Annotated in this window: 28 protein-coding genes; 18 read left to right on the top strand and 10 right to left on the bottom strand. The window is 66.2% G+C overall.

Translation table 11 applies throughout. The annotated features are described in order from the left end of the window. Window positions 1-158: 158 nt before the first annotated feature. Entirely contained in the window at window positions 159-587 is a 429-nt protein-coding gene (locus ACPXB3_RS03275) for a nitroreductase family deazaflavin-dependent oxidoreductase (protein ID WP_425726366.1), read from the top strand. A gap of 39 nt (window positions 588-626) precedes the next feature. On the opposite strand, the gene ACPXB3_RS03270 is transcribed toward ACPXB3_RS03275, so the two are convergent. Beyond that, window positions 627-1,064 carry a nuclear transport factor 2 family protein gene (locus ACPXB3_RS03270; RefSeq protein WP_425726364.1) on the bottom strand — a complete coding sequence of 146 codons (438 nt, stop codon included), beginning with the start codon at window positions 1,062-1,064 and terminating at the stop codon, window positions 627-629. Between the two features lie 158 nt (window positions 1,065-1,222). Between ACPXB3_RS03270 and ACPXB3_RS03265 the strand changes: the two genes are divergently transcribed. Further along, window positions 1,223-1,783, top strand: coding sequence for a TetR/AcrR family transcriptional regulator C-terminal domain-containing protein (locus tag ACPXB3_RS03265; protein ID WP_425726362.1), 561 nt, complete (start codon window positions 1,223-1,225; stop codon window positions 1,781-1,783). A gap of 52 nt (window positions 1,784-1,835) precedes the next feature. On the opposite strand, the gene ACPXB3_RS03260 is transcribed toward ACPXB3_RS03265, so the two are convergent. After that, complete coding sequence (locus ACPXB3_RS03260) at window positions 1,836-2,192, bottom strand: hypothetical protein (protein ID WP_425726360.1); 357 nt, start codon at window positions 2,190-2,192, stop codon at window positions 1,836-1,838. A 193-nt stretch (window positions 2,193-2,385) separates the two neighbouring features. Next, the gene (locus ACPXB3_RS03255) at window positions 2,386-2,760 is read right to left on the bottom strand and encodes a MerR family transcriptional regulator (protein ID WP_425726358.1); all 375 of its coding nucleotides are present in this window, start codon (window positions 2,758-2,760) and stop codon (window positions 2,386-2,388) included. Between the two features lie 204 nt (window positions 2,761-2,964). Between ACPXB3_RS03255 and ACPXB3_RS03250 the strand changes: the two genes are divergently transcribed. The 8 genes from ACPXB3_RS03250 to ACPXB3_RS03215 all read left to right on the top strand — a co-directional run bounded on the left by ACPXB3_RS03250 (window position 2,965) and on the right by ACPXB3_RS03215 (window position 9,839). Next, entirely contained in the window at window positions 2,965-3,822 is an 858-nt protein-coding gene (locus ACPXB3_RS03250; protein ID WP_425726356.1) for an MBL fold metallo-hydrolase, read from the top strand. Window positions 3,823-3,855: 33 nt separating this feature from the next. Next, window positions 3,856-4,284: an ester cyclase gene (locus ACPXB3_RS03245; protein WP_425726354.1), complete on the top strand. Its 429-nt coding sequence runs from the start codon at window positions 3,856-3,858 to the stop codon at window positions 4,282-4,284. Window positions 4,285-4,359: 75 nt separating this feature from the next. Further along, on the top strand, window positions 4,360-5,085 hold the full coding sequence (locus ACPXB3_RS03240) for a GntR family transcriptional regulator (RefSeq protein ID WP_425726352.1): 726 nt from the start codon (window positions 4,360-4,362) through the stop codon (window positions 5,083-5,085). Between the two features lie 139 nt (window positions 5,086-5,224). Continuing rightward, the gene (locus ACPXB3_RS03235; RefSeq protein WP_425702569.1) at window positions 5,225-6,565 is read left to right on the top strand and encodes an MFS transporter; all 1,341 of its coding nucleotides are present in this window, start codon (window positions 5,225-5,227) and stop codon (window positions 6,563-6,565) included. Between the two features lie 38 nt (window positions 6,566-6,603). Next, window positions 6,604-8,001, top strand: coding sequence for an acyclic terpene utilization AtuA family protein (locus ACPXB3_RS03230; RefSeq protein ID WP_425726350.1), 1,398 nt, complete (start codon window positions 6,604-6,606; stop codon window positions 7,999-8,001). Beyond that, the gene (locus tag ACPXB3_RS03225) at window positions 7,994-8,311 is read left to right on the top strand and encodes a DUF4387 domain-containing protein (protein WP_425726348.1); all 318 of its coding nucleotides are present in this window, start codon (window positions 7,994-7,996) and stop codon (window positions 8,309-8,311) included. Before ACPXB3_RS03230 ends, ACPXB3_RS03225 begins: the two co-directional genes overlap by 8 nt. Next, the gene (locus ACPXB3_RS03220) at window positions 8,308-9,180 is read left to right on the top strand and encodes an amidohydrolase family protein (RefSeq protein WP_425726346.1); all 873 of its coding nucleotides are present in this window, start codon (window positions 8,308-8,310) and stop codon (window positions 9,178-9,180) included. The genes ACPXB3_RS03225 and ACPXB3_RS03220 overlap by 4 nt, the downstream gene beginning before the upstream one ends. Before the next feature lie 137 nt (window positions 9,181-9,317). Next, window positions 9,318-9,839: an OsmC family protein gene (locus tag ACPXB3_RS03215; RefSeq protein ID WP_425726344.1), complete on the top strand. Its 522-nt coding sequence runs from the start codon at window positions 9,318-9,320 to the stop codon at window positions 9,837-9,839. Between the two features lie 68 nt (window positions 9,840-9,907). Here the strand turns inward: ACPXB3_RS03215 and ACPXB3_RS03210 are convergent, their stop codons facing one another. The 3 genes from ACPXB3_RS03210 to ACPXB3_RS03200 all read right to left on the bottom strand — a co-directional run bounded on the left by ACPXB3_RS03210 (window position 9,908) and on the right by ACPXB3_RS03200 (window position 11,839). After that, the gene (locus tag ACPXB3_RS03210) at window positions 9,908-10,246 is read right to left on the bottom strand and encodes a hypothetical protein (RefSeq protein ID WP_425726342.1); all 339 of its coding nucleotides are present in this window, start codon (window positions 10,244-10,246) and stop codon (window positions 9,908-9,910) included. 84 nt (window positions 10,247-10,330) lie between these two features. Next, the gene (locus ACPXB3_RS03205; RefSeq protein WP_425726340.1) at window positions 10,331-10,834 is read right to left on the bottom strand and encodes an MBL fold metallo-hydrolase; all 504 of its coding nucleotides are present in this window, start codon (window positions 10,832-10,834) and stop codon (window positions 10,331-10,333) included. Window positions 10,835-10,936: 102 nt separating this feature from the next. Next, window positions 10,937-11,839 carry an NADP-dependent oxidoreductase gene (locus ACPXB3_RS03200; protein ID WP_425726338.1) on the bottom strand — a complete coding sequence of 301 codons (903 nt, stop codon included), beginning with the start codon at window positions 11,837-11,839 and terminating at the stop codon, window positions 10,937-10,939. A gap of 251 nt (window positions 11,840-12,090) precedes the next feature. On the opposite strand from ACPXB3_RS03200, the gene ACPXB3_RS03195 reads away from it, so the two are divergent. The 3 genes from ACPXB3_RS03195 (at window position 12,091) to ACPXB3_RS03185 (ending at window position 14,916) form a co-directional block, all read left to right on the top strand. After that, window positions 12,091-14,214 carry a heavy metal translocating P-type ATPase gene (locus tag ACPXB3_RS03195; protein WP_425726336.1) on the top strand — a complete coding sequence of 708 codons (2,124 nt, stop codon included), beginning with the start codon at window positions 12,091-12,093 and terminating at the stop codon, window positions 14,212-14,214. Window positions 14,215-14,287: 73 nt separating this feature from the next. Then, entirely contained in the window at window positions 14,288-14,521 is a 234-nt protein-coding gene (locus tag ACPXB3_RS03190; RefSeq protein ID WP_425702581.1) for a type II toxin-antitoxin system Phd/YefM family antitoxin, read from the top strand. Then, window positions 14,518-14,916 (top strand): type II toxin-antitoxin system VapC family toxin, encoded by a 399-nt coding sequence (locus ACPXB3_RS03185; protein WP_425726334.1) that lies wholly within the window; start codon window positions 14,518-14,520, stop codon window positions 14,914-14,916. Before ACPXB3_RS03190 ends, ACPXB3_RS03185 begins: the two co-directional genes overlap by 4 nt. Before the next feature lie 167 nt (window positions 14,917-15,083). On the opposite strand, the gene ACPXB3_RS03180 is transcribed toward ACPXB3_RS03185, so the two are convergent. Next, the gene (locus ACPXB3_RS03180; protein WP_425726332.1) at window positions 15,084-15,890 is read right to left on the bottom strand and encodes a LysR family transcriptional regulator; all 807 of its coding nucleotides are present in this window, start codon (window positions 15,888-15,890) and stop codon (window positions 15,084-15,086) included. A gap of 71 nt (window positions 15,891-15,961) precedes the next feature. On the opposite strand from ACPXB3_RS03180, the gene ACPXB3_RS03175 reads away from it, so the two are divergent. After that, on the top strand, window positions 15,962-16,480 hold the full coding sequence (locus tag ACPXB3_RS03175) for a nuclear transport factor 2 family protein (protein WP_425726330.1): 519 nt from the start codon (window positions 15,962-15,964) through the stop codon (window positions 16,478-16,480). An 11-nt stretch (window positions 16,481-16,491) separates the two neighbouring features. Further along, the gene (locus tag ACPXB3_RS03170) at window positions 16,492-17,472 is read left to right on the top strand and encodes a zinc-binding dehydrogenase (RefSeq protein WP_425726328.1); all 981 of its coding nucleotides are present in this window, start codon (window positions 16,492-16,494) and stop codon (window positions 17,470-17,472) included. A 205-nt stretch (window positions 17,473-17,677) separates the two neighbouring features. Here the strand turns inward: ACPXB3_RS03170 and ACPXB3_RS03165 are convergent, their stop codons facing one another. Together ACPXB3_RS03165 and ACPXB3_RS03160 are read right to left on the bottom strand one after the other, a co-directional pair. Further along, window positions 17,678-18,115 (bottom strand): VOC family protein, encoded by a 438-nt coding sequence (locus ACPXB3_RS03165; RefSeq protein ID WP_425726326.1) that lies wholly within the window; start codon window positions 18,113-18,115, stop codon window positions 17,678-17,680. Between the two features lie 379 nt (window positions 18,116-18,494). Then, entirely contained in the window at window positions 18,495-19,094 is a 600-nt protein-coding gene (locus ACPXB3_RS03160; RefSeq protein WP_425726324.1) for a TetR/AcrR family transcriptional regulator, read from the bottom strand. A gap of 85 nt (window positions 19,095-19,179) precedes the next feature. On the opposite strand from ACPXB3_RS03160, the gene ACPXB3_RS03155 reads away from it, so the two are divergent. Together ACPXB3_RS03155 and ACPXB3_RS03150 are read left to right on the top strand one after the other, a co-directional pair. Then, on the top strand, window positions 19,180-20,109 hold the full coding sequence (locus ACPXB3_RS03155; protein WP_425702593.1) for an NADP-dependent oxidoreductase: 930 nt from the start codon (window positions 19,180-19,182) through the stop codon (window positions 20,107-20,109). A gap of 171 nt (window positions 20,110-20,280) precedes the next feature. Next, a complete protein-coding gene (locus ACPXB3_RS03150) occupies window positions 20,281-20,832 on the top strand; it encodes a hypothetical protein (protein ID WP_425726322.1) in 552 nt (183 codons plus the stop codon). 90 nt (window positions 20,833-20,922) lie between these two features. Here the strand turns inward: ACPXB3_RS03150 and ACPXB3_RS03145 are convergent, their stop codons facing one another. After that, a complete protein-coding gene (locus ACPXB3_RS03145) occupies window positions 20,923-21,693 on the bottom strand; it encodes an alpha/beta fold hydrolase (protein ID WP_425726320.1) in 771 nt (256 codons plus the stop codon). A gap of 101 nt (window positions 21,694-21,794) precedes the next feature. Between ACPXB3_RS03145 and ilvD the strand changes: the two genes are divergently transcribed. After that, window positions 21,795-23,510 (top strand): dihydroxy-acid dehydratase, encoded by a 1,716-nt coding sequence (ilvD, locus tag ACPXB3_RS03140; RefSeq protein WP_425726318.1) that lies wholly within the window; start codon window positions 21,795-21,797, stop codon window positions 23,508-23,510. Window positions 23,511-23,529: the final 19 nt, after the last annotated feature.

Here is a 23,529-nt window from a genome sequence, read left to right as displayed (position 1 = left end):
TTTCCGCTCCCGCACGTCGGTGAACCACTACCGCGTGACTCGGCGACCGTCGTAGAGTCAGTAGGGCGGTACATCGCGCGATTTCCGCCGGCGCCGCAGCACGCCTCCGTTCACATCTCGAGTACTGACCGGATCACCGACCACCGATGAGGAGCCCCATGAGCGCACCAAACGACTGGAACACCCAGATCATCACCGAGTTCCGCGCCAACGACGGCAAAGTCGGTGGCAATTTCGAAGGCGCACCCATGGTCCTGGTCCACCACCAAGGCCGCAAGACCGGCAAGCAGAACATCACCCCGATGATGTACCTGCCCGACGCCGACAATCCGCGCACCATCTACGTGTTCGCCTCCAAGGCCGGCGCACCCACCAATCCCGACTGGTACTACAACCTCACCACCGCGGGCACTGCGCGCATCGAGGTGGGCAGCGACACCCGCGACGTCGAAGTCGCCGAGATCACCGGCACCGACCGCGACCGTATCTACGCCGAACAAGCCCGCCGCTACCCCGGCTTCGCCGACTACGAAAAGAAGACGGCCGGTATCCGCACCATCCCGGTCCTCGCGCTCACGACGAAGTAACGCAATAGGCGGAGCGGCGGCGCTCCAGCGCCTTTGGCATCATCTGTGGGCCGAAAGGAACATGCGTGTCGTGGCGCCGGTGCGCCAGGTCGGCCGCATCGTCAATTCGCTCAATCGCCAACCGTCTGGAGTGAATTCGGCGCCGGCCCGCAGGACGCCCCCGGCGACAAAGTGCGTTTCTAGTTCGGCGGAGTTGCCGGCGTCGTTCCAGAGGTGCATCGCCTGCATGTTTGCTCGCACTTGGGCGGTATCCCCGGATCGAGTGACGACATGGTCGGTGAGCATGTGATGGGTTGCGCGGAACCGCGCGAAGCTCCGGGTCTGTTCGTCGAGGATCTCGACTGGGCCGGTGAGGGCGACGCCATCCGGTCGGACTATCCGACCGTCGGGCAAGAAGGTCGCTGCGACAATGTCGGTGTCAAGACGCTTGTCATCGATCGCCGCGAAGTAGGCGCTGAGTAGTGTCGGAATATCCATGGATACAGCGTAGCCGCGCTGGCTACGATGTATCCATGGCATCTTGGGATCAAGAGCGTTCGGCGCGGCGTGGGAGGGCGCCAGAACTATCAGACATCGTCAGGACCGCGGTTGTGTTGGCAGACAAAGATGGGCTCGCGGCGTTGTCCCTCCGTCGAGTGGCCGGCGCGCTCGGGTCGGGCACGGCCTCTTTTTACCGCGTGCTCAACAACCGAGACGAACTCCTCGATCGCATGGTTGACGCAGTTCTTGGCGAGCACATACCTCCTGAGCCATCGGGCGAGTGGCGCACAGATCTCGCTGCAGTGGCGCGCAATCGCCGCACCATGCTCAACGCTCATCCTTGGTTGGGGACTCAATTGGCCGGGCGGCCTGCCATCGGCGCGAACGCACTGACCCACTACGAGCGGGCGCTGGCGGCGGCCGGCGGTTACGCCGACGATCCGACAACCAACAGCAGTGCCGTCGAGACAATCTTGGCCTACGTGCTCGGTGCGACAGTACGGGAACTCGCCGAAAGGCAAGTCCGGCAGCGGTCTGGACTCACCGACGTGCAGTGGCATGCCTCCGTGGCCCCATACGTGCAAGAGGTATTGGACAGTGGTGCGTACCCGCGCCTCAATCGGATGGTCCGCGAAGCCGATGATCTGGATCCGGACCGGCGGTTCGAGCGCGGATTGTGTTGTGTGCTTGATGGACTCACCGCTCAGATGCCATAGGCGGGCAGGGTCTCATAGCATTCGCGCCTCTACTGGGCTCGGCCGCTCTCGGTCAGCGATGCGGAGTAAGGGTGCCCGTGCCGACGACCACGGAACCGAAATAGACCGGACCGCTGTATCCGCCGTGTCCGTCGCTGTTGTAGACGATTCGGTGTCCGGGGAAGATGTCCACGTAACCGCCGTTCGGTGTCGAGTGGATCGGGTACCGCCCGATGAGAACCAGGTCATGCCCTTCGACGTGGCCTGGGCGTTGCAGCAGCACGATGCCCGACGACGACGTCGTCGAGGTGTAGGTACCGGGGGTGATGTCGGCCGATGCGTGGCCGGCCGCGCCGAAGATGGCGGCGGTGGCGGCGCCCGCGGCGATCACCGCGACGCGGATTCTGGTGGTTCTGGCGTTTCTGGACATCGTCGACTCCCTTTGTCGCTGGGCCTATCCGTCACAACCTCGGCCTGTGTGAACTGGCCCGGCGCTCGTGTGTCAGCAAGGACCGGACAAGGTGAAGAATCCTGGTACGGGTCCGACATTGCCCTTCTAGCGTTGCACTCGTGAGCTGAAAGCACGCTGAAAGATCATCCGGTCGCGCTGCCGCTCGGCCCGCTCATCCGTGGTGCGCAAAGTCGGAACATTCGGGGCATTGGTCGACGAGCGGGTGGCGACATCGGGTGACGTGGCCGAGGAATTCATCGGTGCGACGCAGTTGTGCGATCGTGTTCTGGATTGCGGCGCGCTGCTCGTTGATGATGGCGACTCGCTCGCCGGTGGTCGAGGGCGCAAGCGCACGTATCTGAGCCAGCGAAAGGCCGGCGTGCTGGCATCGCCTGATGATCCGAGCGCGAGTGATCGATTCATCGTCGTAGATGCGCTGCCCCGTGGCGGTGCGCGCTGGGACGAGCACCCCGACGTCCTCCCAGTGCCGCAGTACATGCGTCTGCACCCCGATTGCGGCTGCGGCTTCTCCGATCCGATAGCCCATCCGGGGCTCCTTCTGCCGATTCCGAGTCGACTCTTGACTTCAGGTCGACCTGAAGAAATAGCCTGCCAGACATGACCTCAGCACGCTCGATTTCACGCGACCCCGATCGTCCGGATGTCTCGGCGCGAGGACGTCTGGTCCCGAATCTTCTCGCGGTGTCCGCCGCCGTCGCCGATATGCTGACCAGCGGATTCGGCTCGCACCATGACCCTCGGTCCCCCCGCAGGCACCGCGAACCTCCCGTCGGCTTCCGGAACTGTCACGCTGACGACGTTTCGTCAGGTGCGACGCGAGCCGGCAACGCCGATCGTTGCCGCCGGAGTACGGTCTCCGGCGCGAGTGGGCAATGCGATGACCAGTTTCCTGGTTCGGCACGCGGCCGCCAATATCTTGGTCGATCCGGCGATCTGCGCCGACGTGCATCGCCGCGTGTTGCCACAACTGCCTGCCCCGATGCGCGCGTTGGTGGCGCCGCCGGCGTCGGTTGTCAGTGTGCGCGACTCACTGGAAGACGTCGGCCTCACATTCGCCGACATCGATTTCGCGCTGCCCACCCATTTGCATTGGGATCACGTCTCGGGCCTCGTCGACGCGCCGGACCTGCCGATGCGGGTCACCGAGCGTGAATGGCATTGGGCCATGGACGGAAGACGGGCACCGTCGGGTGTCGCCCGTCGGGCCCTGGTGGATCGAATGGTGGACTTCTACGAGCTCGACGGACCTCCGGTCCTCGGCTTTCCCCGCAGTCACGACATGTTCGGCGACGGTTCGGTCACGGTCCTGGAGATGTCGGGTCACACACCGGGCAGCGTCGGATTCTTGTTGCACTTGGGAGAGCGCGCAGCACCGCAACCACGTTGGGTGTTGCTGGTCGGAGATGCGGTGTGGCACAACGTGCAGATCCGGTACAGGCGGGGCAAAGGGCTGAGCCGTCTCTTCGACAGCGATCGTCGGACGGCGTTCGACGTGATCCGAATCTTGTCGGCACTCGACTCGTCCGTGGCAATTGTCCCCAGCCATGACCCCGATGCGGCCTCGCCGTTCCAGCCTGCCGACATCTGACCAGAATTCACCGAGCAGTCGAAGAGGCACCGGATGGATGTGATCGAAATACAAAGACGCGTGCAAAACGCATGGACCAGACAGCGATGGGACGACTGGCGTCGGACGTGTGCGGACCGGTATCGGTTTCACCTCACCCCGACCATCGAACTCGACCTGGAGCAAACGCTGGCGTGGAGCCGCGGATGGTTTGCCGCGTTCCCCGACTATCGCGAACAGATCACCGCACTGTACCGGTCGGTCGACACCGCTGTGGCGTATGAGATCGTCGGCGCCGGAACGTCTTCGGCCGATCTGCACCTGGGCGGACGAAAGTTGATCCCCCATTCGCCGGGAGCAACCTTCGAAGTGCGCTACATGAAGGTGCTCGTTCTCGACGGTGATGGCAGAGTCCTCAAGGACCGCCAATATCTGGACACGCAGACGCTGCAGAGTCAGCTGACGGCTACGCACCGGGCGTAGTGATCACACGCGAGGGGCTCGGCGGGGCCTAGCGCTGCTGCAGCAATATGCGATGGCACACGTTAGTCTGGACGCGTGTCAGCCACCTTCGATCCCGCGTCCGATTCCGACTTGCCCGATTCCGACCCGACTGACTCAGCCGCCGTCATCCCGATGGGCGAGCGCGCCTACCTCGAGATTCGCGAGCAGATCGCCACGGGCCGCATTGTTCCCGCTCAACGGCTCACCGAGCGCTCGCTGGCGCTGTCACTGGGAATGAGTCCGACCCCGGTCCGTGAGGCATTACGTCGACTCGAACAGGAAGGGCTTGTCGAGAAGACCGGGCCGCGCACCCTCGTCGTCGTCGAGCACTCGGTGGAGGCCCTCGCCGAGCTTCAATCAGCAGAGGTGGCGATCCGGGGGGTCTTGGCCGGATTCGCCGCCGAAAAGGCGACGCCGGATCAGATCGCGCTCTTGCGTTCTCGGCTGCGCGACCTCGAAACGGCGGCGCGCGAAGGGATTCCGCGGGTCATCCTGGTGGCGGCACGCCGGTTCGACGACACGGTCGCGAAGGTCGCCGACAATCCGGTCGTCACGCGGCTTGCGCAGAGTTGTGAAGTGGTCGGGCGGTCGGCGCGCCTCGAGGCCATCGAGGTGATGACGCAAAGTCGACGCGAGCTCGGTGAGCAACAGCTGCGTGCGCATGCCGATCTCGTCGACGCCATCGCAGCCCACGACCCCGAGCGTGCCGAACAGGTTACCCGCACCCATCTCCGTTCTTCGGTGGATCTCCGGTTGTCGCACCCGCAGTCGCGACGCTGACCAGCAAGTTTGCCGCAGCGAGTGGTGCGCAATTCCACGATGCTATTGCATAGCGCTATGGCGATGTGCAATGCTTTGTGACGTGGATCAAGTACCTCCGTCGCGTAGCACCGCTGCTGCCCGACCTGCCATGACCCGGATGGACCCGGCGATCGGCGACGAGATGATGGCTCGTCTCGGCGCCGAACCGGTGACGAGATGGCATCGCCGCCTCGTCCTTCTTCTCGGCGTGGGAGGAGTGTTCAACTTCGCCGAGGTTGCGCTCGGGTCCCTACTCATCCCACTCATCGGTGAGCACTGGGACCTCAGCACGATGGCCAAGGCCACGCTGCTGGCTGCTCCGTTCGTGGGCGAGGCAGTCGGCTCCCTGACCCTGGCGCCCCTCGCCGATCGTTTCGGTCGCCGCAGGATGTTCCAGGTCAACCTCGCGGCCTACGCCATCCTGTCGGCCTTGGCCGCGTTCTCGCCGACAGTCGCCGTGCTGATCATCATGCGAGTCCTGCTCGGCATCGGGCTGGGTGCGGAATTGACGCTCGTCGACAGCTATCTGGCCGAGACGATGCCCAACGCGCGCCGCGGCCGACTCATCGCCGCCAGCTACACGATCGCCCTGACGGCCGTCCCCGTCATCGGTGTGCTGACCTTTGCTCTGCCGCACGAAATCGCAGGTGTGGCGAGCTGGCGAATTCTCATGGTGTGCACCGGTGCTGGGGCGATTGTCGTGTGGCTCATGCGCCGCTCATTGCCCGAGTCGCCGCGCTGGCTGATCAGTCAGGGCCGATACGACGAAGCCGAGAAGATCCTGCGCGACATCGCTCGTTCGGCGCCGATCGGGCACCGTCCCACGGTTACCGCTGCGCCGGTTACCGCTGCGCCGGTTACCGCTGCGCCGTCTGCGGTGGCACACACGCCGGGTGAGCTGCGCCGGCGAACCATCCTCATCTGGGTGGTGAATCTGTTGAACCCCATCGGTTTCTACGGCTTTGCCTCGTTGGCGCCGCTGGCGCTGGTCGCCAAGGGGTATGACGTGGCCGATTCGCTGTTGATGGTGGCGTTGACCGCGATCGGCTACCCGCTCGGCTCCATCTGTAGTGTGTTCCTGGTCGAGCGAATTCAGCGCCGAACCCTGCTGATCGCGTCGAGTATCGCAGTCGCCGTGTGCGGCACCATCTTCGGCGTCGGCATCGATGCGGTGGTGATCGTTGCCGCAGGGTTCCTGACGGGGCTCGCCAGTGTCGTCCAGTCCAACGTCAGCCATATCTACCTCGCCGAACTGTTCCCGACCCACATGCGGGCCGGCGCGATCGGACGGCCTTACGCACTCTCGCGGGTGGTCTCGGCCGTCTTGCCGCTCGTCGCGGTTCCGGTCCTCGACGCCGCCGGTGCGGGAACCGTCTATGTCGCGTGCGCCGCACTCGTTCTGATCATGGCGGCGGCCGTGCAGATCCTGGGGCCGAAGACCAACAACCGCACCGTCTGAACGACCTTCGACGTCAACAATCAAGGAGACCTGCCTTCATGTCCATGAGTCTTCCACCGATCGCCCGCATCATGGTTCCGGCCGGAATGCTCGGGACCGGATTTCCGGCCGAGACTCTCGACCGGGGCATCGATCTCGGCGTCGACGCGATAGCGATCGATGCGGGATCCACCGATCCCGGTGCGTACTACCTCGGCACGGCCACGGCGAAGCCGACCGCTGCGGCGGTGCGACGCGACTTGCGGCTGCTGCTGAACGCTAGCTCCCGCGCCGGTGTACCCCTGATCGTCGGTTCGTGCGGCACCGCCGGCACCGACGCCGGGGTGGACTGGGTAGCCGGGATCGCCCGCGACATCCTGACCCAGGACGGGCTGTCCTTACGACTGGCGCGAATCTACAGCGAACAGAAGCCGTCGGCGCTGGTCTCGGCACTCGCTGACGGCGACATCGCTCCGCTGCCGGGCGGCGGCCCGCTCGATCAAGATCTCCTCCTCGAATGCGAGCACATCGTCGGGTTGATGGGGCACGAACCCCTCAGCGATGCACTGGACCGCGGCGCGGATGTCGTCCTAGCCGGACGCACCACCGACACGGCGGTCATCGCGGCGGCCATGCTCCGCAAGGGCGCGCCCGAAGGCCCCACCTGGCATGCCGCGAAGATCGCCGAATGCGGCGGGATGTCGACCACCAACCCGGTGGCCGGTGGTGTACATATCACGCTCGACGCGGGCGGTTTCACCATCGAACCACTCGCCGCCACCGCTGCGTGCACACCGAGATCGGTTGCCGCGCATATGCTGTACGAGAACGTCGACCCCTTCTTGCTGCGCGAGCCCGCCGGGACCCTCGATACGACCGCGGCCACCTACACCGCGCTCGACGACCGGCGGGTCCGGGTCGAGGGCAGCGTCTTCCATCACGAGCCCCACACCGTGAAACTCGAGGGTGCGGCCCTGCGCGGCTACGAGACGATGAGCCTTGTCGGCCTACGGGATCCGGTGATTCTCGACCGCTTCGACGAGTGGCTCGCCTTCTTGCGTGTTCAACTCGATGTCCGGATCGCCGACCTCCTTGCAGACGAAGCCGTAGGGGTCACCTACGATCTGCGCCCCTACGGCTACAACGCCGTGCTCGGCGACATCGAACCCGATGCCTCGCCGCCACGTGAGGTCGGGCTGGTGATGCTGGTGCGTGCCGGCGACCAGGAGACGGCGACCGCCGTGGCGAAGATCGCCAGTCCCCTACTGCTGCATCTGCCGCTTCCGGACATGGATCGGTTGCCCAGCTTCGCTTTTCCCTACTCCCCCGCCGAGATCGAGCGCGGACCCGCCTACGAGTTCGTCCTGCAGCACGTGTTGTCGGTGGACTCGGCGAACGCCGCATTCCGTACCGAGTTCGACGGAAACCTCCACCACGATGGGAGCCACCATGCCTGAGTCACCGACCGTGTCGGACATCGCGAGCTATGTCCGTGCCAAGAACGCCGGGCCGTTCTGGACGACCATCGACATCTTCCTCCCCGACGATGCAGCATTCACCACGCTCGTCAGCAGTTCGGCCATCACCGCCGAGCGGATCGGCGAGCGCTACCGCGTCGACCCCACCGACGTCCGGGTCTTCGAGCTGCCGGAATTGCGAGTGGTCAAGGTGTCGCTGCCCCGTCGCGCCCCACAGGGCGGCCTCCACGACCGTGACCTGCACTCGGGTCAGCAACATGTACCGCTCGCGACGATGAGGCTGGGGTGAGCGTGCCGGGTTCCGGCCCGCAGGCATTACCGGCGTGTGATGCCCACATCCATGTGCTCGAGGCAGGATTCGCGCCGCGCGGCGACTGGGAAGGCCAAACCGTCCCTGGCGGATTCGGGCTCGACGACTATCTGCGTGCGCGGCGCCCATTCGGCACGCAGCGCGTGGTGATCGTCCAGTCCAAGGTGTACGGCACCGACAACGGTTGTCTCGCCGACGCTCTCGACCGACTCGGCGGTGCCGGTCGCGGGATTGCCGTAGTGGATTCCGGCATTCCCGATTCCGAGCTGCGCGCGCTCGACAAAGCCGGTGTCCGAGGCCTTCGGTTCAGTCTCTGGAATGCCGCCGATTCGGTGGTGGACGTGGACATGCTCGAGCCACTCGCCCGACGTGTTGCCGATCTCGGTTGGCACATTCAGGTGCATTTGATGGGTGAGCAGATCGCCGGGTACGCCGACCGACTCGACCGTCTGCCGTGCCCGCTCGTCATCGACCACATGGCCCGGTTGCCGCTCACCGGCAGCATGACGGGTCCGGCCTTCGACGCGCTGCAACGGTTGCTCGACAACGGTCGTACATGGGTCAAACTCTCCGGCGCCTACCTCAACGCAACCGATCCCGAAACGGCGAATCGCACCGGCGACTATCCCGAAGCGGCCCGCGTGGCACGGACACTGGTCGCCGACGCGCCGAATAGGCTTGTCTGGGGCAGTGATTGGCCGCATCTCACGGAGTTGGGACGCCCCCCGGACGACGCCGCCCTGGCAGCGGCGCTGCGCACCTGGGTGCCTGATCTCGCTGTCCGCGACCGTATCCTGCGGCAGAATCCGGCCGAACTCTACGGATGGGACGACGCCGTACAGGGGTGATCGCCGAGCAGCGCGCGCCTGGTCCCGAGATGCGGGCGTAGTTCCTCCTTGTTTGAAATCGGTGCGGATTTAACGAGGAATCCCCGGGTGCAGCGACCTACCGTCGGTGTGGTCGACGACTCGAGAGGATCCAATCGATGACCGAAACCGCGACCAGCCAGCTCAACGATGTCAACATCGACGCCGTAGGGAGTCTGGTGCAGTCGATCAAGGACGACCCGGGGAACGCGAAGACCACCTGGGCGGCCCATGTGACCTGGAAGGGTGCGTTCGCCTCGGAGGCCAAGGTACGGAAGTTCGCGCCCTCGGCATCGGACGAACCGGCCGGCCTGGGCGGCGCCGACACCGCGCCCAATCCGGTCGAACAGCTCCTCGGCGCCCTGGGTAACTGCCTGGCCGTCGGCTATGCCGCGAACGCCACGCTCGCCGGGATCGAGCTGCGGGACGTGCGCGTCGACCTCAAGGGTGATCTCGACCTGCACGTCTTCCTCGGACTGGCCGAAGGTCACGCCGGGTTTGACTCGATCACCGCGACGATCACCGTCGATTCGGATGCTCCGCGCGCGGCGCTGGAGACGCTCCACGCGAACGTACTGAAGAGCTCGCCAGTCGGACACACCATCGGCAACGCGGTACCCGTGCAGATCAACCTCGCTTGACCGGCACCGCGTCCAGGACGTCGGGGCATGCCTGTTGCCGCAACGGCGCTTTGAGTCGGTACGGCCGATCAGACTGTCGTCGTGGGACTTCTGTCATGGCTGGGCGCGATGGTGATGCGGTCTCGTATCGCGTAGAGGCGATGTAGCGTCTGCCAGGCCGTGTCCCGTTCGGCGTCGGCGAGCAGGCCCGGGTATGACGCCTTCTGTCGGAATCGGTCGATCTGGACTCTGCTCCACACGGCATCGCCGGCGAGAAGTGTTGGGCCGGCGGCGGTCTGCGCGAGAATTCCGATACTCGCCGGGGTGTGACCGGGTAGGCCGACCAGGATCACCGACCGATCGCCGAACAGGTCGAGGCTGTGCGGAAAGGTGAGAACGGGCGGCCCGTCGAGGTCATATAGGCTCACTGGCCTGTCGCGCAGTGGCCGGCGTACGCCGCCCTGCGGAGCGAGTTGCCCGCTCATCATCCAGGTGTGTTCGGGGCGATGAAGTCACACGGGCAGCCCGGGCAGGTCGAGCAGTCCGGCGACGTGATCCCAATGCAAGTGTGTGGGCAACGCGAAGTCGATGCCGGCAGCATCGATACCGGCGAGTGTGAGCGCCTGTCGAATGTCGGTGACGTCGCGTCGCGGCGTCACCGCGATCCGAAGAGTCCACGGCAACTCGGCGACCGCACGATCGACGACATCGACGCAGACGCCCGGATCGACGAGAAAGGTTGCCTCCGGGTGGCAGACGACGAAGGCGTTGATCAGGTTCGGGGTGCGGCCGGGTCGCCACACGCCCTCGGCGATCCCGGGAGTCGGCACAAGCCGTTCTCGCTGGGGCAGCGCGATCACCTCGACGGTCGTGTCCGAGTCGGGTATCCCGCGGTCGGACAATGATGCCAAGAACCGCTTGTCGGGTCGTCGCGGCTGGATCACGCCGAGCGGTAGACCGGCGACTGCCCGGCAACAGGTCAGCAGACCCGGCCGACGGACCTCAGTGTCTGTCATCAGTGACACTTCCTCGTAGTGGGAGCGCGAAACCATTGGTGCGCTGAGCTATCGGAGTGTGACGGTCATGTGGTCGCGGATGCACTTCTAAGTCGACATCGGTCATTGCACCGTCAGCACGAGTTTTCCGCGGACCGCGCCGGATTCCCCGACCCGGTGGGCTTCGGCAACCTCGGACATGTCGAAGGTGGCACCGACCGGAATCGAGAAGCGGTCCTCGGTTGCCAAGGTCGCCGCCTGCGCGAGTGCGTAGGTCGCGCGGCCGTCGTCGCCTCTGCTGAAACGGACACCGTTGTCGCGAGCCCCGACGAAGTCTGCGATTGTCACGACGCGCTCGGGGCTTCCGGTGAACTCGATCAGTTCGGGTAGGACGCCATTGCCCGCGACGTCTAATGCCCGGTCGATTCCGGTCGGTGCCAGGGCGTGCACGCGAGCACTCATCCCATCGCCGTACGCCACCGGATCGGCGCCCAGGGAACGTAGGCGCTCATGTGTGGCAGGGCTGGCCGAACCGATCACGCGGACCCCGCGCGCAACGGCGAACTGAACGGCCGCACTCCCGATGCTGCCCGAGGCGCCATTGATGAACAACGTTGTGCCCGAGGCCACATCGAGGGTGTCGAGAGCCCGAGCGGCCGTCTCGGCGGCCGCGGGGATGGCAGCGGCGTCGGTATCGGCAAGCGACTCCGGCGTTTTCGCCCAGTACGACAAGACGGAAAGCTCGGCTTGAGCGGCACCGTAGGCCGAGGCGCCGAAGACCCGGTCTCCCAGAGCCACACCGGAGACCCCTGCCCCGAGCTCGTCGACGACGCCGGCCGCCTCGTAGCCCAACGTCTGCGGCAGCTCCTGATCCATCAGTCCCTGCCGCTTCTTCCAGTCGCTGGCATTGACGCCGGCTGCGCGCACCTCGATACGGATCTCTCCGGGTCCCGCATGCGGGGCAGGGAGGTCGACGATCTCGAGGACGTCGGGTCCGCCGAATCGGCTGAACCGCGCCGCCTTCATCGGATGACCTCCCGACGAGCACGTCCCGAATGGGACGCATATGAACGTTGCACGACGAACTCCTTCACGAGAAGAAGTGGCGGATCGGGCGATACCGCGTGTGCGTGCGCTCCCCAACGACTCGGTGGCCGCAGGCAGGAACGCATTTTTACTCCGATGATCGCGATGCTAACAGCCCAATCCGGTTGGGGGCACTGCCCTACGTTGTCGATCCTCGCTCGGGAATACCCCAGATGGGTATATTCGGCGACATGGACACGGACCGCGAGCACTCCGCCTCGACCGGGTACGCCGCGCACGACGACCACGGTGCGCCCGGATCGCACGGTCACCACGGCGATCACGATTCGCATGCCGGCCACGGCGACCATGTCGGCCAGTTCCGCCGACTGTTCTGGATCATGCTGGTATTGGCGATACCGACAACGATCTTCGACGGAATGTTCGCCGATGTCATCGGCTACACCGTCCCCGACACCGGGTGGGCGCGGTGGATCTCCCCCGCGATCGGCACGGTGATGTATCTGTGGGGCGGGCGGCCGTTCCTGAGCGGCGCGGCCGACGAACTGCGCACCCGCAAGCCGGGGATGATGCTGCTGATCGCGCTGGCGATCACGGTCGCCTTCGTTGCGTCATGGGGTTCGACGCTGCATCTGCTCGACCATGAGCTGGACTTCTGGTGGGAACTCGCTCTGCTCGTGGTGATCATGCTCCTCGGGCACTGGATCGAGATGCGGTCACTGGCCCAGACCTCGTCGGCGTTGGAGTCACTGGCCGCGTTGCTCCCCGACGAAGCCGAGAAGGTCGTCGGCGACGACACCGTCACGGTGTCACCGAGCGAACTCCTCGTCGGCGACATCGTCGTCGTCCGGCCCGGAGCATCGGTTCCCGCCGACGGCACGGTCGTCGACGGCGCGGCCAGCGTCGACGAATCGATGGTCACCGGCGAATCCGCGCCGGTGCGTCGTGAAGTGGGTGACGCGGTCGTGGCAGGTACCGTCGCCACCGATTCCGGTCTGCGCGTGCGCGTGACGGCGATCGGTGACGACACCGCGCTGGCCGGGATCCAGCGTCTGGTCGGCGATGCACAGGCATCCACCTCGCGGGCCCAACGCCTCGCCGATACCGCGGCGGGATGGCTGTTCTGGTTCGCCTTGGGCGCCGCGATCATCACCGCCGTCGTCTGGAGCGCACTCGGAATGCCCGACGACGCCGTCACCCGTGCCATCACGGTCCTCGTGATCGCGTGCCCACACGCGCTGGGCCTCGCGATCCCGCTGGTGGTGTCCATCGCCACCGAACGCGCCGCCCGTGGCGGTGTCCTCGTCAAGGACCGACTCGCCCTGGAATCGATGCGCAACGTGGACGCCGTGCTCTTCGACAAGACGGGAACGTTGACCATGGGTGAGCCGACGGTCACCGCAGTGGCCGCCGCCGCCGGCCACGACCGCGATCACGTGCTCGCCGCCGCAGCTGCCGCCGAATCCGACAGTGAACATCCGCTCGCGAAGGCGATCGTCCGAGCTGCCCGAAGCGAAGAACTCGACATCGCACCGGCACAAGACTTTTCGTCCTCCCCAGCCGTCGGCGTCAGTGCCGTCGTCGCCGACCGGATCGTCGCCGTCGGGGGCCCGCACCTGCTCGAGGAACACGATCTCACCGAACTGCCGATCGCCGCCGGGTGGCGTGACAAGGGAGCCATCATCCTGCACGTTCTCGTCGACGGTGCGGTCATCGGTGCGCTCGCGCTTGCCGACGAGGTCCGGCCGGAATCCCGCCGAACCGTCGATGCCCTGCACCATCTGGGCGCCCAGGTGGCCATGATCACCGGCGACGCGCAAGCCGTCGCGGATTCTGTGGCCGCCGACCTCGGCATCGACCGTGTCTACGCCGGAGTCCGCCCCGCGGACAAGGCGGCACGAGTCGCCGAACTCCAGCACGAGGGGCGCACGGTCGCCATGGTCGGCGACGGCGTCAACGACGCCCCCGCCCTCGCGCAGGCCGACGTCGGTATAGCCATAGGCGCCGGCACCGATGTCGCGATCGGGTCCGCGGGTGTCATCCTCGCCTCGTCGGATCCGCGCTCGGTGCTCTCCGTCATCGAACTGTCCCGTGCCACCTATCGAAAGATGAAGCAAAACCTTTGGTGGGCAGCGGGTTACAACCTCGTCTCGGTACCGCTCGCTGCCGGCGTACTCGCCCCCGTCGGATTCGTGCTGCCGATGAGCGTCGGCGCGATCCTGATGTCGGCGTCCACGGTGGTCGTCGCGCTCAACGCCCAACTGTTGCGCCGCCTCGATCTGACACCCCAACACAGCATCGACAGCGTGACCAGAACGCGTTCTGCTCGGCGTGGCCGGCGGGTGCCTCACTGAGCATGGTGCCGGGTCCGATGTGGCCGGGACTCATCGGACTAGTGGATCTAGACCGTCACGGTATTCTGGGCGTATGAAAACGGTAAGCAGCACCGAGGCCAAGATGCGGCTCAATGCTCTTCTCGCCGAGGTCGAGCGGACCGGCCAAACGATCACGATCACCAACCACGGACGGCCGGTAGCTGTGATGTCGCCTGTCGTCCCCACGACGCGCCGGTTCGGTCAGTTCCCAGGACTGACGATCCCGGATGACTTCGATGCGCCCCTACCCGCTGACGAGTTGGCCGCGTGGGAGTCGGATTCGTGACCGGCATACTTCTCGACACGAATGCGCTTCTCTGGCTGGTCAACGATCCCGGCCGGGTTGCCCGCCCCGCCCTTGACGTTCTCGAGAATCCGGCGAACGACCTGTTCGTCTCGGCAGCGTCTGCCTGGGAGGTCGCCATCAAGACCCATCTGGGGCGTCTCGATGCTTCTCCGCTGTTGTCGGCCTGGAATGACACCCTGGCAACGATGGCGGCCACCGATCTCCCGATCGAGGCCGCTGATGCGGTGACGGCTGGACTACTCAATTGGTCGCACCGAGATCCCTTCGATCGCATGATCGTTGCCCAAGCCACCCGTCGGGCGCTGAGCATCGCCACGAGTGACAAGACCATGCACGACGGGACACTCACTCCGGTCATCGACACCCGGAGATGAGGTGACGGAGCCCGCCTGCTCCGTTCGCAGTCTTCGTCGGCGCGATCCTGATGTCGGCCTCCACCGTGGTCGTCGCGCTCAACGCGCAATTATTGCGCCGCATCGACCTGAGACCCGAGATCAGCACCCCGCGGGCCCTGACGCGGCAACGGGGCCGATCCTCACAGTCAGGTCGGATAGGCGGCGCGGCGGGCCTGGGTGAGTAGCTCACGCATACGCGGATGAACCCGGCCGGGATGGTGTGCAAGGCCGAGGTGGATCGCCGGCGCATCGACCACCGGAACGGCGCGGACTCGGCCGCCGAGACGCGGCTCGATGTCGTGGGCGGCGAGCACACTGGCGTGGTGTAAATGGATGTGGTCGACGATCTCATCGAGACCCAGATCCGGGCACTCGGCCAAATACCCTGGCGTACTGATGACTTCGCGGAGCATCAGGGTCTCGCGGTCCCCGAGCGGATGCGTACGTGCCACCAGTGCGACAGCCGATAGCTCCCGGAGTTCCTCCGCGACGAGCCCGCCGGGCAGATTCGTCAGACAGGCGAGGGCCGCGTCGGCAGTTCCCGTGCGGACCGCGTCGGTGGGTGTGCGGGTCAGTTGAACTTGTACGGGAATCGGATGCGAAAGTGTCGTCACTCGGTGTAGGAGCTCGTCGAGCAGCGCCGAACCGGTGGCCGGGCGTACGGCCAGGGTCAGCGGTCGGTCGGCGTTCGCGGCGCGCACCCGATCCACCGCAGCGTGGCTGGCGTCGAGGATGACGCGGGCGTCGGTGGCCAGGGCACGCCCGGCGGCGGTCGGGGTGACCGCGCGGCTGGTCCGGTCGAACAACGTCACCGCGAGGCGCCGTTCGAGCCGGGCGATGGCACGTGACAGCGGTGGCTGCGCGATTCCCAGGCGTGTCGCGGCGCGCGTAAACGACCGCTCCTCGGTGACGGCGAGCACGTATTCGAGGTCGCGCAGTTCCATCCGATTCATACCACCAGGATATGGCCGTCAGACCCGATTGTGCATGGCTTGTTCGTTGCTCGGCGAGTGAACTCGTAGCCATGACCGCAACCGACATTCTTGTTCCGGATACCATCCCCGATCATCACCGGCTGATCGAGGAGGTGTTCGCCCGCTATGTGCGTGCGGCCGACCGCCGCGATCCCGCGGCGATGGCGGCACTGTTCACCGACACGGCGACGGTGGCCATCCACTATCGCGGTGGTGAGCGCCCAGAGGTGCTCGCCGAGCTGACGGGCGCGGGCACCATCGGTGCCGCCGTCACGTCCGGTATGGCGGCGCATCCGCCGTTGGGGTGGAGCCATCACACGCTCCTCAATCCGATCATCGACGTCGCCGCCGGCCACGGACGATTCGATGCACAGTTCCTCGTCTACGCGGTCCGTGGACTGCCGCAGCCTGACGACGGGTGGCCGGCCGGCACCGTAGGCGCCCAGGGGTCGATCGTCCCGATCGAATCCGGTTACGCCCACGCCGAATTGGTTCTATCGGGAGCGACCTGGACGATCGCCCACCTGGTCATCGAACACGACCTGCCCTACGCCTTTCCCACCCCGTGACCGAGCGCCCCGTGACCGGAGTGTTCGGGGCGCGCCTCACCGCGCCCGGACCCGATCCGGCCCGCGCGGTGGCCCTCGGCAGCGCGCCGGTGGCCGACGCGCCCACCGACTGGGCCACCGTGCGAATGCGAGCGGCCACCCTCAACGCCAGCGACCTCGCCACCATGGCCGGGCATGGTTTCGACGCCGCCGGGCTGCCGACGATCCTGGGTTCCGACGGCGCGGGAATCGACGCCGACGGAAACGACGTCATCATCTATCCGATCCTGACCGACCCGAACCGGCTCGTCGAGGACCCCATGCTCGATCCCGGCCTGCAGATGTTGTCGCAAGGAATCGACGGCACCTTCGCCGAGACCGTCCGCGTCCCCGCGGCCAACCTGGTCCCTAAACCGGCGGGCTTGTCGTGGGAGGCGGCCGCATGCCTCGGTACCGCATGGCTGACCGCGTACCGAGCTGTGTTCACGCGTGCGCAATTGCGCCCGGGAGAAACGGTAGTGGTGTACGGCGCCGGCGGCGGAGTCGCCACTGCGGCAACTGTTCTCGCGCGCGCAGGTGGCGCCCGCGTGTGGGTTGTCGCCCGCAGCCCCGCCCGCGGCGCCCGGGCGGTCGACGAGCTCGACGCCGATGCCGCCTACACCCTCGACGAGTCTCTGCCCGGAGAGGTCGACGCAGTCATCGACTGCGTCGGCGGTGCGACGGTGGCGCATGCCATCCGCTGGCTGCGTCCGGGCGGCCGGCTGATCCTCGTCGGTGCCGCCGCGGGAGCCGCCCCGGTGATCGATATGCCGCGCGTGTTCACCCGATCATTGTCGATCCTGGGGTCGGCGATGGGATCACCTGCCGAACTGGTCAGGCTGGCAGCCTTGTGCGTCCGCCCCGACGTTCGGGTGCCGATCGATTCGGTATTCCGCCTGGTCGACATTCATGCCGCATTCGAGCGGGCGCGTAGCGGTCAGGCGTTCGGCAAGGTCGTGCTCGACTGCCGGTGACCTGCGTCGCTTCTGCTCGCCGTGGGCAGCCGGTGCGTTCAGACTGTCGTCCCGAACTCGACGACTTCAAGCCACCGATGCGCGCGACATGATCGCGCTCTGAAGTCAGTCGGAGCGATGAGAATGAACTCGATGCCATTGTGCGCGTATGCCAGCGTCTGGACCGGCAACGTTGTGGCGCATGAACTTTCATCGACGCAGGCCGTCAGCCCTTCTTCAGCTGCTCGGCGAGCATCACGAGGATGCCGCTGGGCCCACGGAGGTAGGTGAGCTTGTAGATGTCCGCGTAGGTCGCGACGCCGCGGAGCGGATGACACCCATGCCGCGCGGCGATCTCGAGCGCGGCGTCGATGTCGTCGACGGAGAATGCCACGCGGTGCATCCCGATCTCGTTGGGTCGAGTGGGCGCCGTGTCGATCGCTTCCGGATGGATGTACTCGAAGAGTTCCAGACGACCGTGACCGTCTGGTGTCTGGAGCATCGCAATTTTCGCGTCGTTGCCGTCGAGGCCGACCGCGACGTCGGTCCATTCGCCGCTGACCGTGTCACGGCCCATGACGGTGAGCCCGAGATCGGTGAAGAACGCGATGGTTGCTTCGAGGTCGCGTACGGCGATGCCGACGTTCTCCAGTTTGATGGCCACGTGTTCGATGCTAGACAAGCTCCGCGCTGATACCGGTGGCCCGGTGGCGCGAACCTGGCAGATTCGCGAGCGGTGACGCCTGCCGAATCCATGGGCAGATCGCCTGTTTGGCCCGTGAGATCCACGAGAACGGGATCATCGGTTGGGCGACCGAAGGTGTGGTGACGGTAACCAGGATGAGGGGCGACCTCTGGGGCTGTGGCATCAACCGCCAAAGGTCTGACTGTGACGGCTCCCGGGCGCCGATCACAGCGTGCTTGTGCGGTAGCCCGTTGTGGGCAGGGGTAAACCTCGTCGCTTCTTGGCCTCGGAACACGTCGGTCACCGGATATCGGATCGTGACCGGCATCGGAATCCGGAGCAGCAGCTTTGCCGGCGTTCAAGGACTTTCAGTGTTGCGGCCGTCGTCGCACAGGAGGGAGGCGGCCGACTGTACCTCGGCAAGTGCGTGGCGCGCGAGCGCACCGAACGGCTCAACGCCGCCGGCCTCGCTCCACCGCTCGAAGGCGAGTTCCAGGGCCAGCGAACCGCATTCGGCTCCCACCCGCGCGGCGACGACGGGCACGCCCCGACGCTCGAGCGTGTCGGCCATCGCCGCGGTGACCGCGAGCCCTTTGAGGGCTTCGCGTTCCCGGAGTTGTGGGCTGGCATCGATCACCGCCGAACGCCGGACGACGAAGTCCAGGCGATCGCCGGTGAAGATCGTCGTGCCGAGTAGATCCATCGCGTGCGCGACCGCCTCAAACGGTGTCGCGTCGCTCGGTGCCTCGGCAATGCCGTCGACGACCAGGGCGGTCAGGGCGCCGTCACCGAAGAGGACCTCGCGCTTGTCGAGACAGTGCCGAAAGAATGTGCTCTTGGTGAGTCCCGCTCGCTGGGCGATCTCGATGACCGTCGTGTCGTCGTAGCCCTGCTTCTCGAACAACTCGAGCGCAGCGACGGCGAGACGCTGCGGTGCATCCGGTTGCCAGCGGGCCATGCGCTGAATGTTACGGGACTTGGTCCCGTAATCGGGTGTACGTTGACAGGACCAAGTCCCATCACTTCCCGGAGAGCAGGAACCCATGAGCAGAGCTGTCGTCTACGAGACTTTCGGCGGACCGGAAGTTCTGGAGCTGAGGGAGGTTCCCCGGCCGCACGCGGGGCCCGGCGAGGTGTGCGTGCGCGTGACGGTTGCCGGCCTGAATCCGATGGACTGGAAGATCTCCGAGTCGCCCGAGCTGGCGGTCATGTTCGGCGTCACGGTGCCGTCGGGCTTCGGATACGACTTCGCCGGGGTCGTCGACGAGGTCGGCGCAGGCGTCACCGAATATGTCGTCGGCGATCGCGTCTTCGGTGGGGCATTGGCAAGGGCGGTAGCCGATTTCGTTGTCGTCGACGTGTCGGACGGTACAACGCGATCGCTGTGGCACACACCCGACACGATTGGTGACGAAGTCGCCGCCACGCTTCCGGTGGCGGGGATGACCGCCATTGCCGCGTTGGCCGCGATCGATCTGCACCGCGACGACACCGTGCTCATCGGCGGTGCGGCAGGCGGGGTGGGCATCTTCGCGGTTCAGCTGGCGCGGCTCGCCGGCGCTCGCGTGATCGGGACATCGTCGGAGGCCACATTCGACTTCCTGCGGCAGTTGGGTGCCGATCCCGTCGCCTATGGCCCCGGACTGGCCGAGCGGGTGCGCCGCCTCGCCGCAGACGGCGTGAGTGCAGCCACCGACCTCTTCGGAACCGAGACCGCGGAGACCGCACTCGAGCTGGGCGTCTCCCCCACGCGTATCTGCACCATCGCGGCCGGTGTCAGTCCTCCTGGCGGCGTGCGCACGGCGGGAGGTTCGGACGCACCACGCGACGGCATGGCACAGCTCACCGACGCTCTTGTCGCCGGTGCGATCAGCGTGCCCATCGCCGCAGCCTTTCCGGTCGAACGGATCCGTGAGGCGGTGGCATCGCAAGCCGACGGCCACGTCCACGGAAAGATCGTGGTCACCCTCTGAGCCGCCGACCGGGATGGCGGGGATGACCGAGTTCGGCACACCACTTCGATCATTCGTCGGGGTAACGAGTTGGGTCCGGCGAACGACGTAGCGGACAGGACGTTCGTTCGCTGCCAGTGCATGGGTGACTCCGCGTCCGACCACCGACCAGGTCCCTTCGATGAACGGGTGATGATGAGACTCAACATGATCCGCACCGTGCTCGGTGCAGCCATTGCCGCGACCGCCATTGCGCTACTGCCGGCGACGGCGTCGGCAGCGCCCGGCGCGCCTGTCGATCCGGTGTCAACCCTGATCAGGGCGGGGACGCCCCCCGAGGTCGCCGCGGCCGCAAACTCGGCACAGCGTGTTGCGGGCGCACACACGGTCAACATCGCCAATCCGGGACGTGGATTCCCCGGTGGCACCGTAGACGCGGTCGTCGACACGGGTCGGCACGATGTCACCGTCATTCAGCGGTGGCTCGACGAACCGTCACGACTGCAGATTGCCTGGGTCAACGTCGCCAACGGCCGCAGCGGTGTCACGGGACTACCGAATCGGGTGACCGAGCCGGACCCGGTGCTCGGTACCAGAGTCGACCGAACGGCAACTCTGCCCACCGGTGCGGGTAGCACACTCGTGGTGGTGTGGGGCCGGGTCCCGGGCTGGACCGGGCTCATTCCGGCGGCGCCGGAGTACTTCGGCTTCCTGGCACCGCACGCGGTGATCGTCGGCGCCTGACGGTCGGGATGGGGTGTGCGACAAGCGCTTCGTACCGCAGTCGCGCCGATCCTGGTGATCACGGATCCGGTGAACACGAGGAACCAGAGTTCACGAGAGGCCGGCTCCCAAGAACTGCAGGATCACACTGTTCACCGCTTGCGCTGCCTCGATCGGGATGAGGTGCGTACCGGGGATGACGCACAGCCGGGCGTCGCCGATGGCGGCGACCACGTCACGGCTGTGGCGAAGTGTCACCTCGTCCCGGTCGCCCTGCATCACCAGAGTGGGACAGGCGATCGCGGACAGATCACCGAGATCGATCTCGGGTTCGGCGCCGATCATTGCCATGGTCTTGTCGACGATGATCGGGAAATGGTCGGTGCCGTCCGGCGACTCGGCAGCATATTCGGCGGCAAGGAACGACATCAGCTCGTCATCGCGGGTGCCGAGTGCGTCCAGGATGCCGCCCGCCGCGCGCCCCGAACTGTTGAAGTACTGGCCGATCAGAACCAGATGGCGCACCAGATCTGGCCGTTGCAGTGCGACGAGGGCGCCGACCACGGCACCGTCGCTCCAGCCGACGACCGCACTCGGCCCACCGACGATCTCGTCGAGGTAGGCGATCGTCTCGGTCGCCATGTCTGCGTAGTGGAATTCGGCGGTGACGTCGGGGCTGTGCCCGTGGCCATGGCGCTCCGGGCAGTACACCCGGCGGCCGCCATCGACCAGAGCGGGGATCTGACCACCCCAGGAGGATGCGCCCGCGAAGGCACCATGCAGCAGGACGACCGGAGGTCCGTCACCGTAGACCTCATGCCAGACACGGGTTTGCGGTTCGGGATGGCCGATGGTCGTGTACTCACGCAAGGCAGACTGCATTGCGTTGACGCTACCCGCCGCGGTGGCCCGATACCCCGCTTGTCTGCGGCAATTCGCGGTTGCTGCGCGCGTGCCCCACATCCGCCTCTAGGGTGGCGAATATGACCTCTGACAACGACTCTGCGCCGAATGTGGATATCAAGCCCCGTAGTCGCGACGTCACCGACGGGCTCGAACGCACCGCGGCTCGCGGCATGCTTCGGGCCGTGGGAATGGGCGACGAGGACTGGGTCAAACCCCAGATCGGCGTCGGGTCGTCGTGGAACGAGATCACGCCCTGCAATCTGTCCCTCGATCGGCTGGCCAAAGCGGTGAAGGAGGGTGTCTTCGCCGCGGGCGGGTATCCCCTTGAGTTCGGCACGATCTCGGTCTCCGACGGCATCTCGATGGGACACGAGGGCATGCATTTCTCCTTGGTGTCACGGGAGGTGATCGCCGACAGCGTAGAAACGGTGATGTCGGCCGAACGGCTCGACGGCTCGGTACTGCTGGCCGGGTGTGACAAATCCCTGCCGGGCATGCTGATGGCGGCGGCCAGGCTCGACCTCGCCAACGTGTTCCTCTACGCCGGGTCGACACTGCCGGGCTATGCCAAGCTCTCCGACGGGACCGAGCAACAGGTGACCATCATCGATGCATTCGAGGCGGTCGGCGCATGCTCACGTGGACTGATGAGCCGTGCCGACGTCGACACCATCGAACGCGCCATCTGTCCCGGCGAGGGTGCCTGCGGTGGCATGTACACCGCCAACACGATGGCCGCCGTCGCGGAGGCGCTGGGTATGTCGCTGCCCGGCAGCGCCGCCCCGCCCGCCCCGGACCGGCGCCGAGATCTGTTTGCCCGGCAGAGCGGCGAGGCGGTCGTCGGACTCCTGCGGCGGGGCATCACCGCCCGCGACATCATGACCCGCGACGCCTTCGAGAACGCGATCGCAGTCGTGATGGCGCTGGGCGGGTCGACCAACGCCGTGCTGCATCTACTTGCCATCGCATATGAGGCGCAGGTCGAGTTGTCTCTCGATGACTTCTCCCGGATCGGCTCGCGTGTACCGCATCTGGCCGATGTGAAGCCGTTCGGGAAGCATGTGATGACCGATGTCGATCGGATCGGGGGGCTGCCGGTGGTGATGAAGGCGTTGCTCGACGCCGGGTTGATGCACGGCGACTGCCTGACCGTCACCGGTGCGACGATGGCCGAAAACCTTGCGCACATCGCGCCGCCGGATCCTGACGGAAAAGTGTTGCGGGCCCTAGATTCTCCCATTCATCCCACCGGTGGCATCACCATCCTCTCCGGATCGCTGGCCCCGGGCGGCGCGGTGGTGAAGTCGGCAGGATTCGACTCCGACGTCTTCGAAGGGGTGGCCCGGGTCTTCGATCGTGAGCGAGCGGCGATGGACGCGCTCGAGGACGGTACGATCACCGCCGGTGACGTCGTCGTGATCCGTTACGAAGGCCCCAAGGGCGGTCCGGGAATGCGGGAGATGCTGGCCATCACCGGCGCCATCAAGGGAGCCGGCCTCGGCAAGGACGTGCTGCTACTGACCGACGGGCGTTTCTCCGGCGGTACCACCGGGCTCTGCGTCGGGCACGTCGCTCCCGAGGCCGTCGACGGCGGCCCGATCGCGCTGGTTCGAGACGGCGATCGCATCCGGCTCGACGTCGGCTCCGCGACGTTGGACGTCCTTGTCGATGAGGACGAACTGTCTGCACGCGCCGAGTCGTTCGCCCCGCTCCCTCCGCGCTACACCCGCGGCGTGCTGGCGAAATACGCCAAGCTCGTCACGTCGGCATCGCGCGGCGCGGTGTGTGAGTAGGGCGCCGGGGCCGGTCGGC

The organism is Gordonia sp. DT219, from assembly GCF_049847065.1.
GTDB lineage: Bacteria > Actinomycetota > Actinomycetes > Mycobacteriales > Mycobacteriaceae > Gordonia.
The sequence above is the reverse complement of the archived record's forward strand: the minus strand, read 5'-3'. Positions and strand labels throughout refer to the sequence as shown.

What these genes read in the sequence shown, in the direction of transcription:
- ACPXB3_RS03275 (WP_425726366.1), top strand. Translation starts at nt 159, where the DNA reads ATGAGCGCACCAAACGACTGGAACACCCAGATCATCACCGAGTTCCGC.
- ACPXB3_RS03270 (WP_425726364.1), bottom strand. Translation starts at nt 1,064, where the DNA reads ATGGATATTCCGACACTACTCAGCGCCTACTTCGCGGCGATCGATGAC.
- ACPXB3_RS03260 (WP_425726360.1), bottom strand. Translation starts at nt 2,192, where the DNA reads ATGTCCAGAAACGCCAGAACCACCAGAATCCGCGTCGCGGTGATCGCC.
- ACPXB3_RS03255 (WP_425726358.1), bottom strand. Translation starts at nt 2,760, where the DNA reads ATGGGCTATCGGATCGGAGAAGCCGCAGCCGCAATCGGGGTGCAGACG.
- ACPXB3_RS03250 (WP_425726356.1), top strand. Translation starts at nt 2,965, where the DNA reads ATGACCCTCGGTCCCCCCGCAGGCACCGCGAACCTCCCGTCGGCTTCC.
- ACPXB3_RS03245 (WP_425726354.1), top strand. Translation starts at nt 3,856, where the DNA reads ATGGATGTGATCGAAATACAAAGACGCGTGCAAAACGCATGGACCAGA.
- ACPXB3_RS03235 (WP_425702569.1), top strand. Translation starts at nt 5,225, where the DNA reads ATGGACCCGGCGATCGGCGACGAGATGATGGCTCGTCTCGGCGCCGAA.
- ACPXB3_RS03230 (WP_425726350.1), top strand. Translation starts at nt 6,604, where the DNA reads ATGTCCATGAGTCTTCCACCGATCGCCCGCATCATGGTTCCGGCCGGA.
- ACPXB3_RS03225 (WP_425726348.1), top strand. Translation starts at nt 7,994, where the DNA reads ATGCCTGAGTCACCGACCGTGTCGGACATCGCGAGCTATGTCCGTGCC.
- ACPXB3_RS03215 (WP_425726344.1), top strand. Translation starts at nt 9,318, where the DNA reads ATGACCGAAACCGCGACCAGCCAGCTCAACGATGTCAACATCGACGCC.
- ACPXB3_RS03205 (WP_425726340.1), bottom strand. Translation starts at nt 10,834, where the DNA reads ATGACAGACACTGAGGTCCGTCGGCCGGGTCTGCTGACCTGTTGCCGG.
- ACPXB3_RS03200 (WP_425726338.1), bottom strand. Translation starts at nt 11,839, where the DNA reads ATGAAGGCGGCGCGGTTCAGCCGATTCGGCGGACCCGACGTCCTCGAG.
- ACPXB3_RS03195 (WP_425726336.1), top strand. Translation starts at nt 12,091, where the DNA reads ATGGACACGGACCGCGAGCACTCCGCCTCGACCGGGTACGCCGCGCAC.
- ACPXB3_RS03190 (WP_425702581.1), top strand. Translation starts at nt 14,288, where the DNA reads ATGAAAACGGTAAGCAGCACCGAGGCCAAGATGCGGCTCAATGCTCTT.
- ACPXB3_RS03180 (WP_425726332.1), bottom strand. Translation starts at nt 15,890, where the DNA reads ATGAATCGGATGGAACTGCGCGACCTCGAATACGTGCTCGCCGTCACC.
- ACPXB3_RS03175 (WP_425726330.1), top strand. Translation starts at nt 15,962, where the DNA reads ATGACCGCAACCGACATTCTTGTTCCGGATACCATCCCCGATCATCAC.
- ACPXB3_RS03160 (WP_425726324.1), bottom strand. Translation starts at nt 19,094, where the DNA reads ATGGCCCGCTGGCAACCGGATGCACCGCAGCGTCTCGCCGTCGCTGCG.
- ACPXB3_RS03155 (WP_425702593.1), top strand. Translation starts at nt 19,180, where the DNA reads ATGAGCAGAGCTGTCGTCTACGAGACTTTCGGCGGACCGGAAGTTCTG.
- ACPXB3_RS03150 (WP_425726322.1), top strand. Translation starts at nt 20,281, where the DNA reads ATGATGAGACTCAACATGATCCGCACCGTGCTCGGTGCAGCCATTGCC.
- ACPXB3_RS03145 (WP_425726320.1), bottom strand. Translation starts at nt 21,693, where the DNA reads ATGCAGTCTGCCTTGCGTGAGTACACGACCATCGGCCATCCCGAACCG.
- ilvD (WP_425726318.1), top strand. Translation starts at nt 21,795, where the DNA reads ATGACCTCTGACAACGACTCTGCGCCGAATGTGGATATCAAGCCCCGT.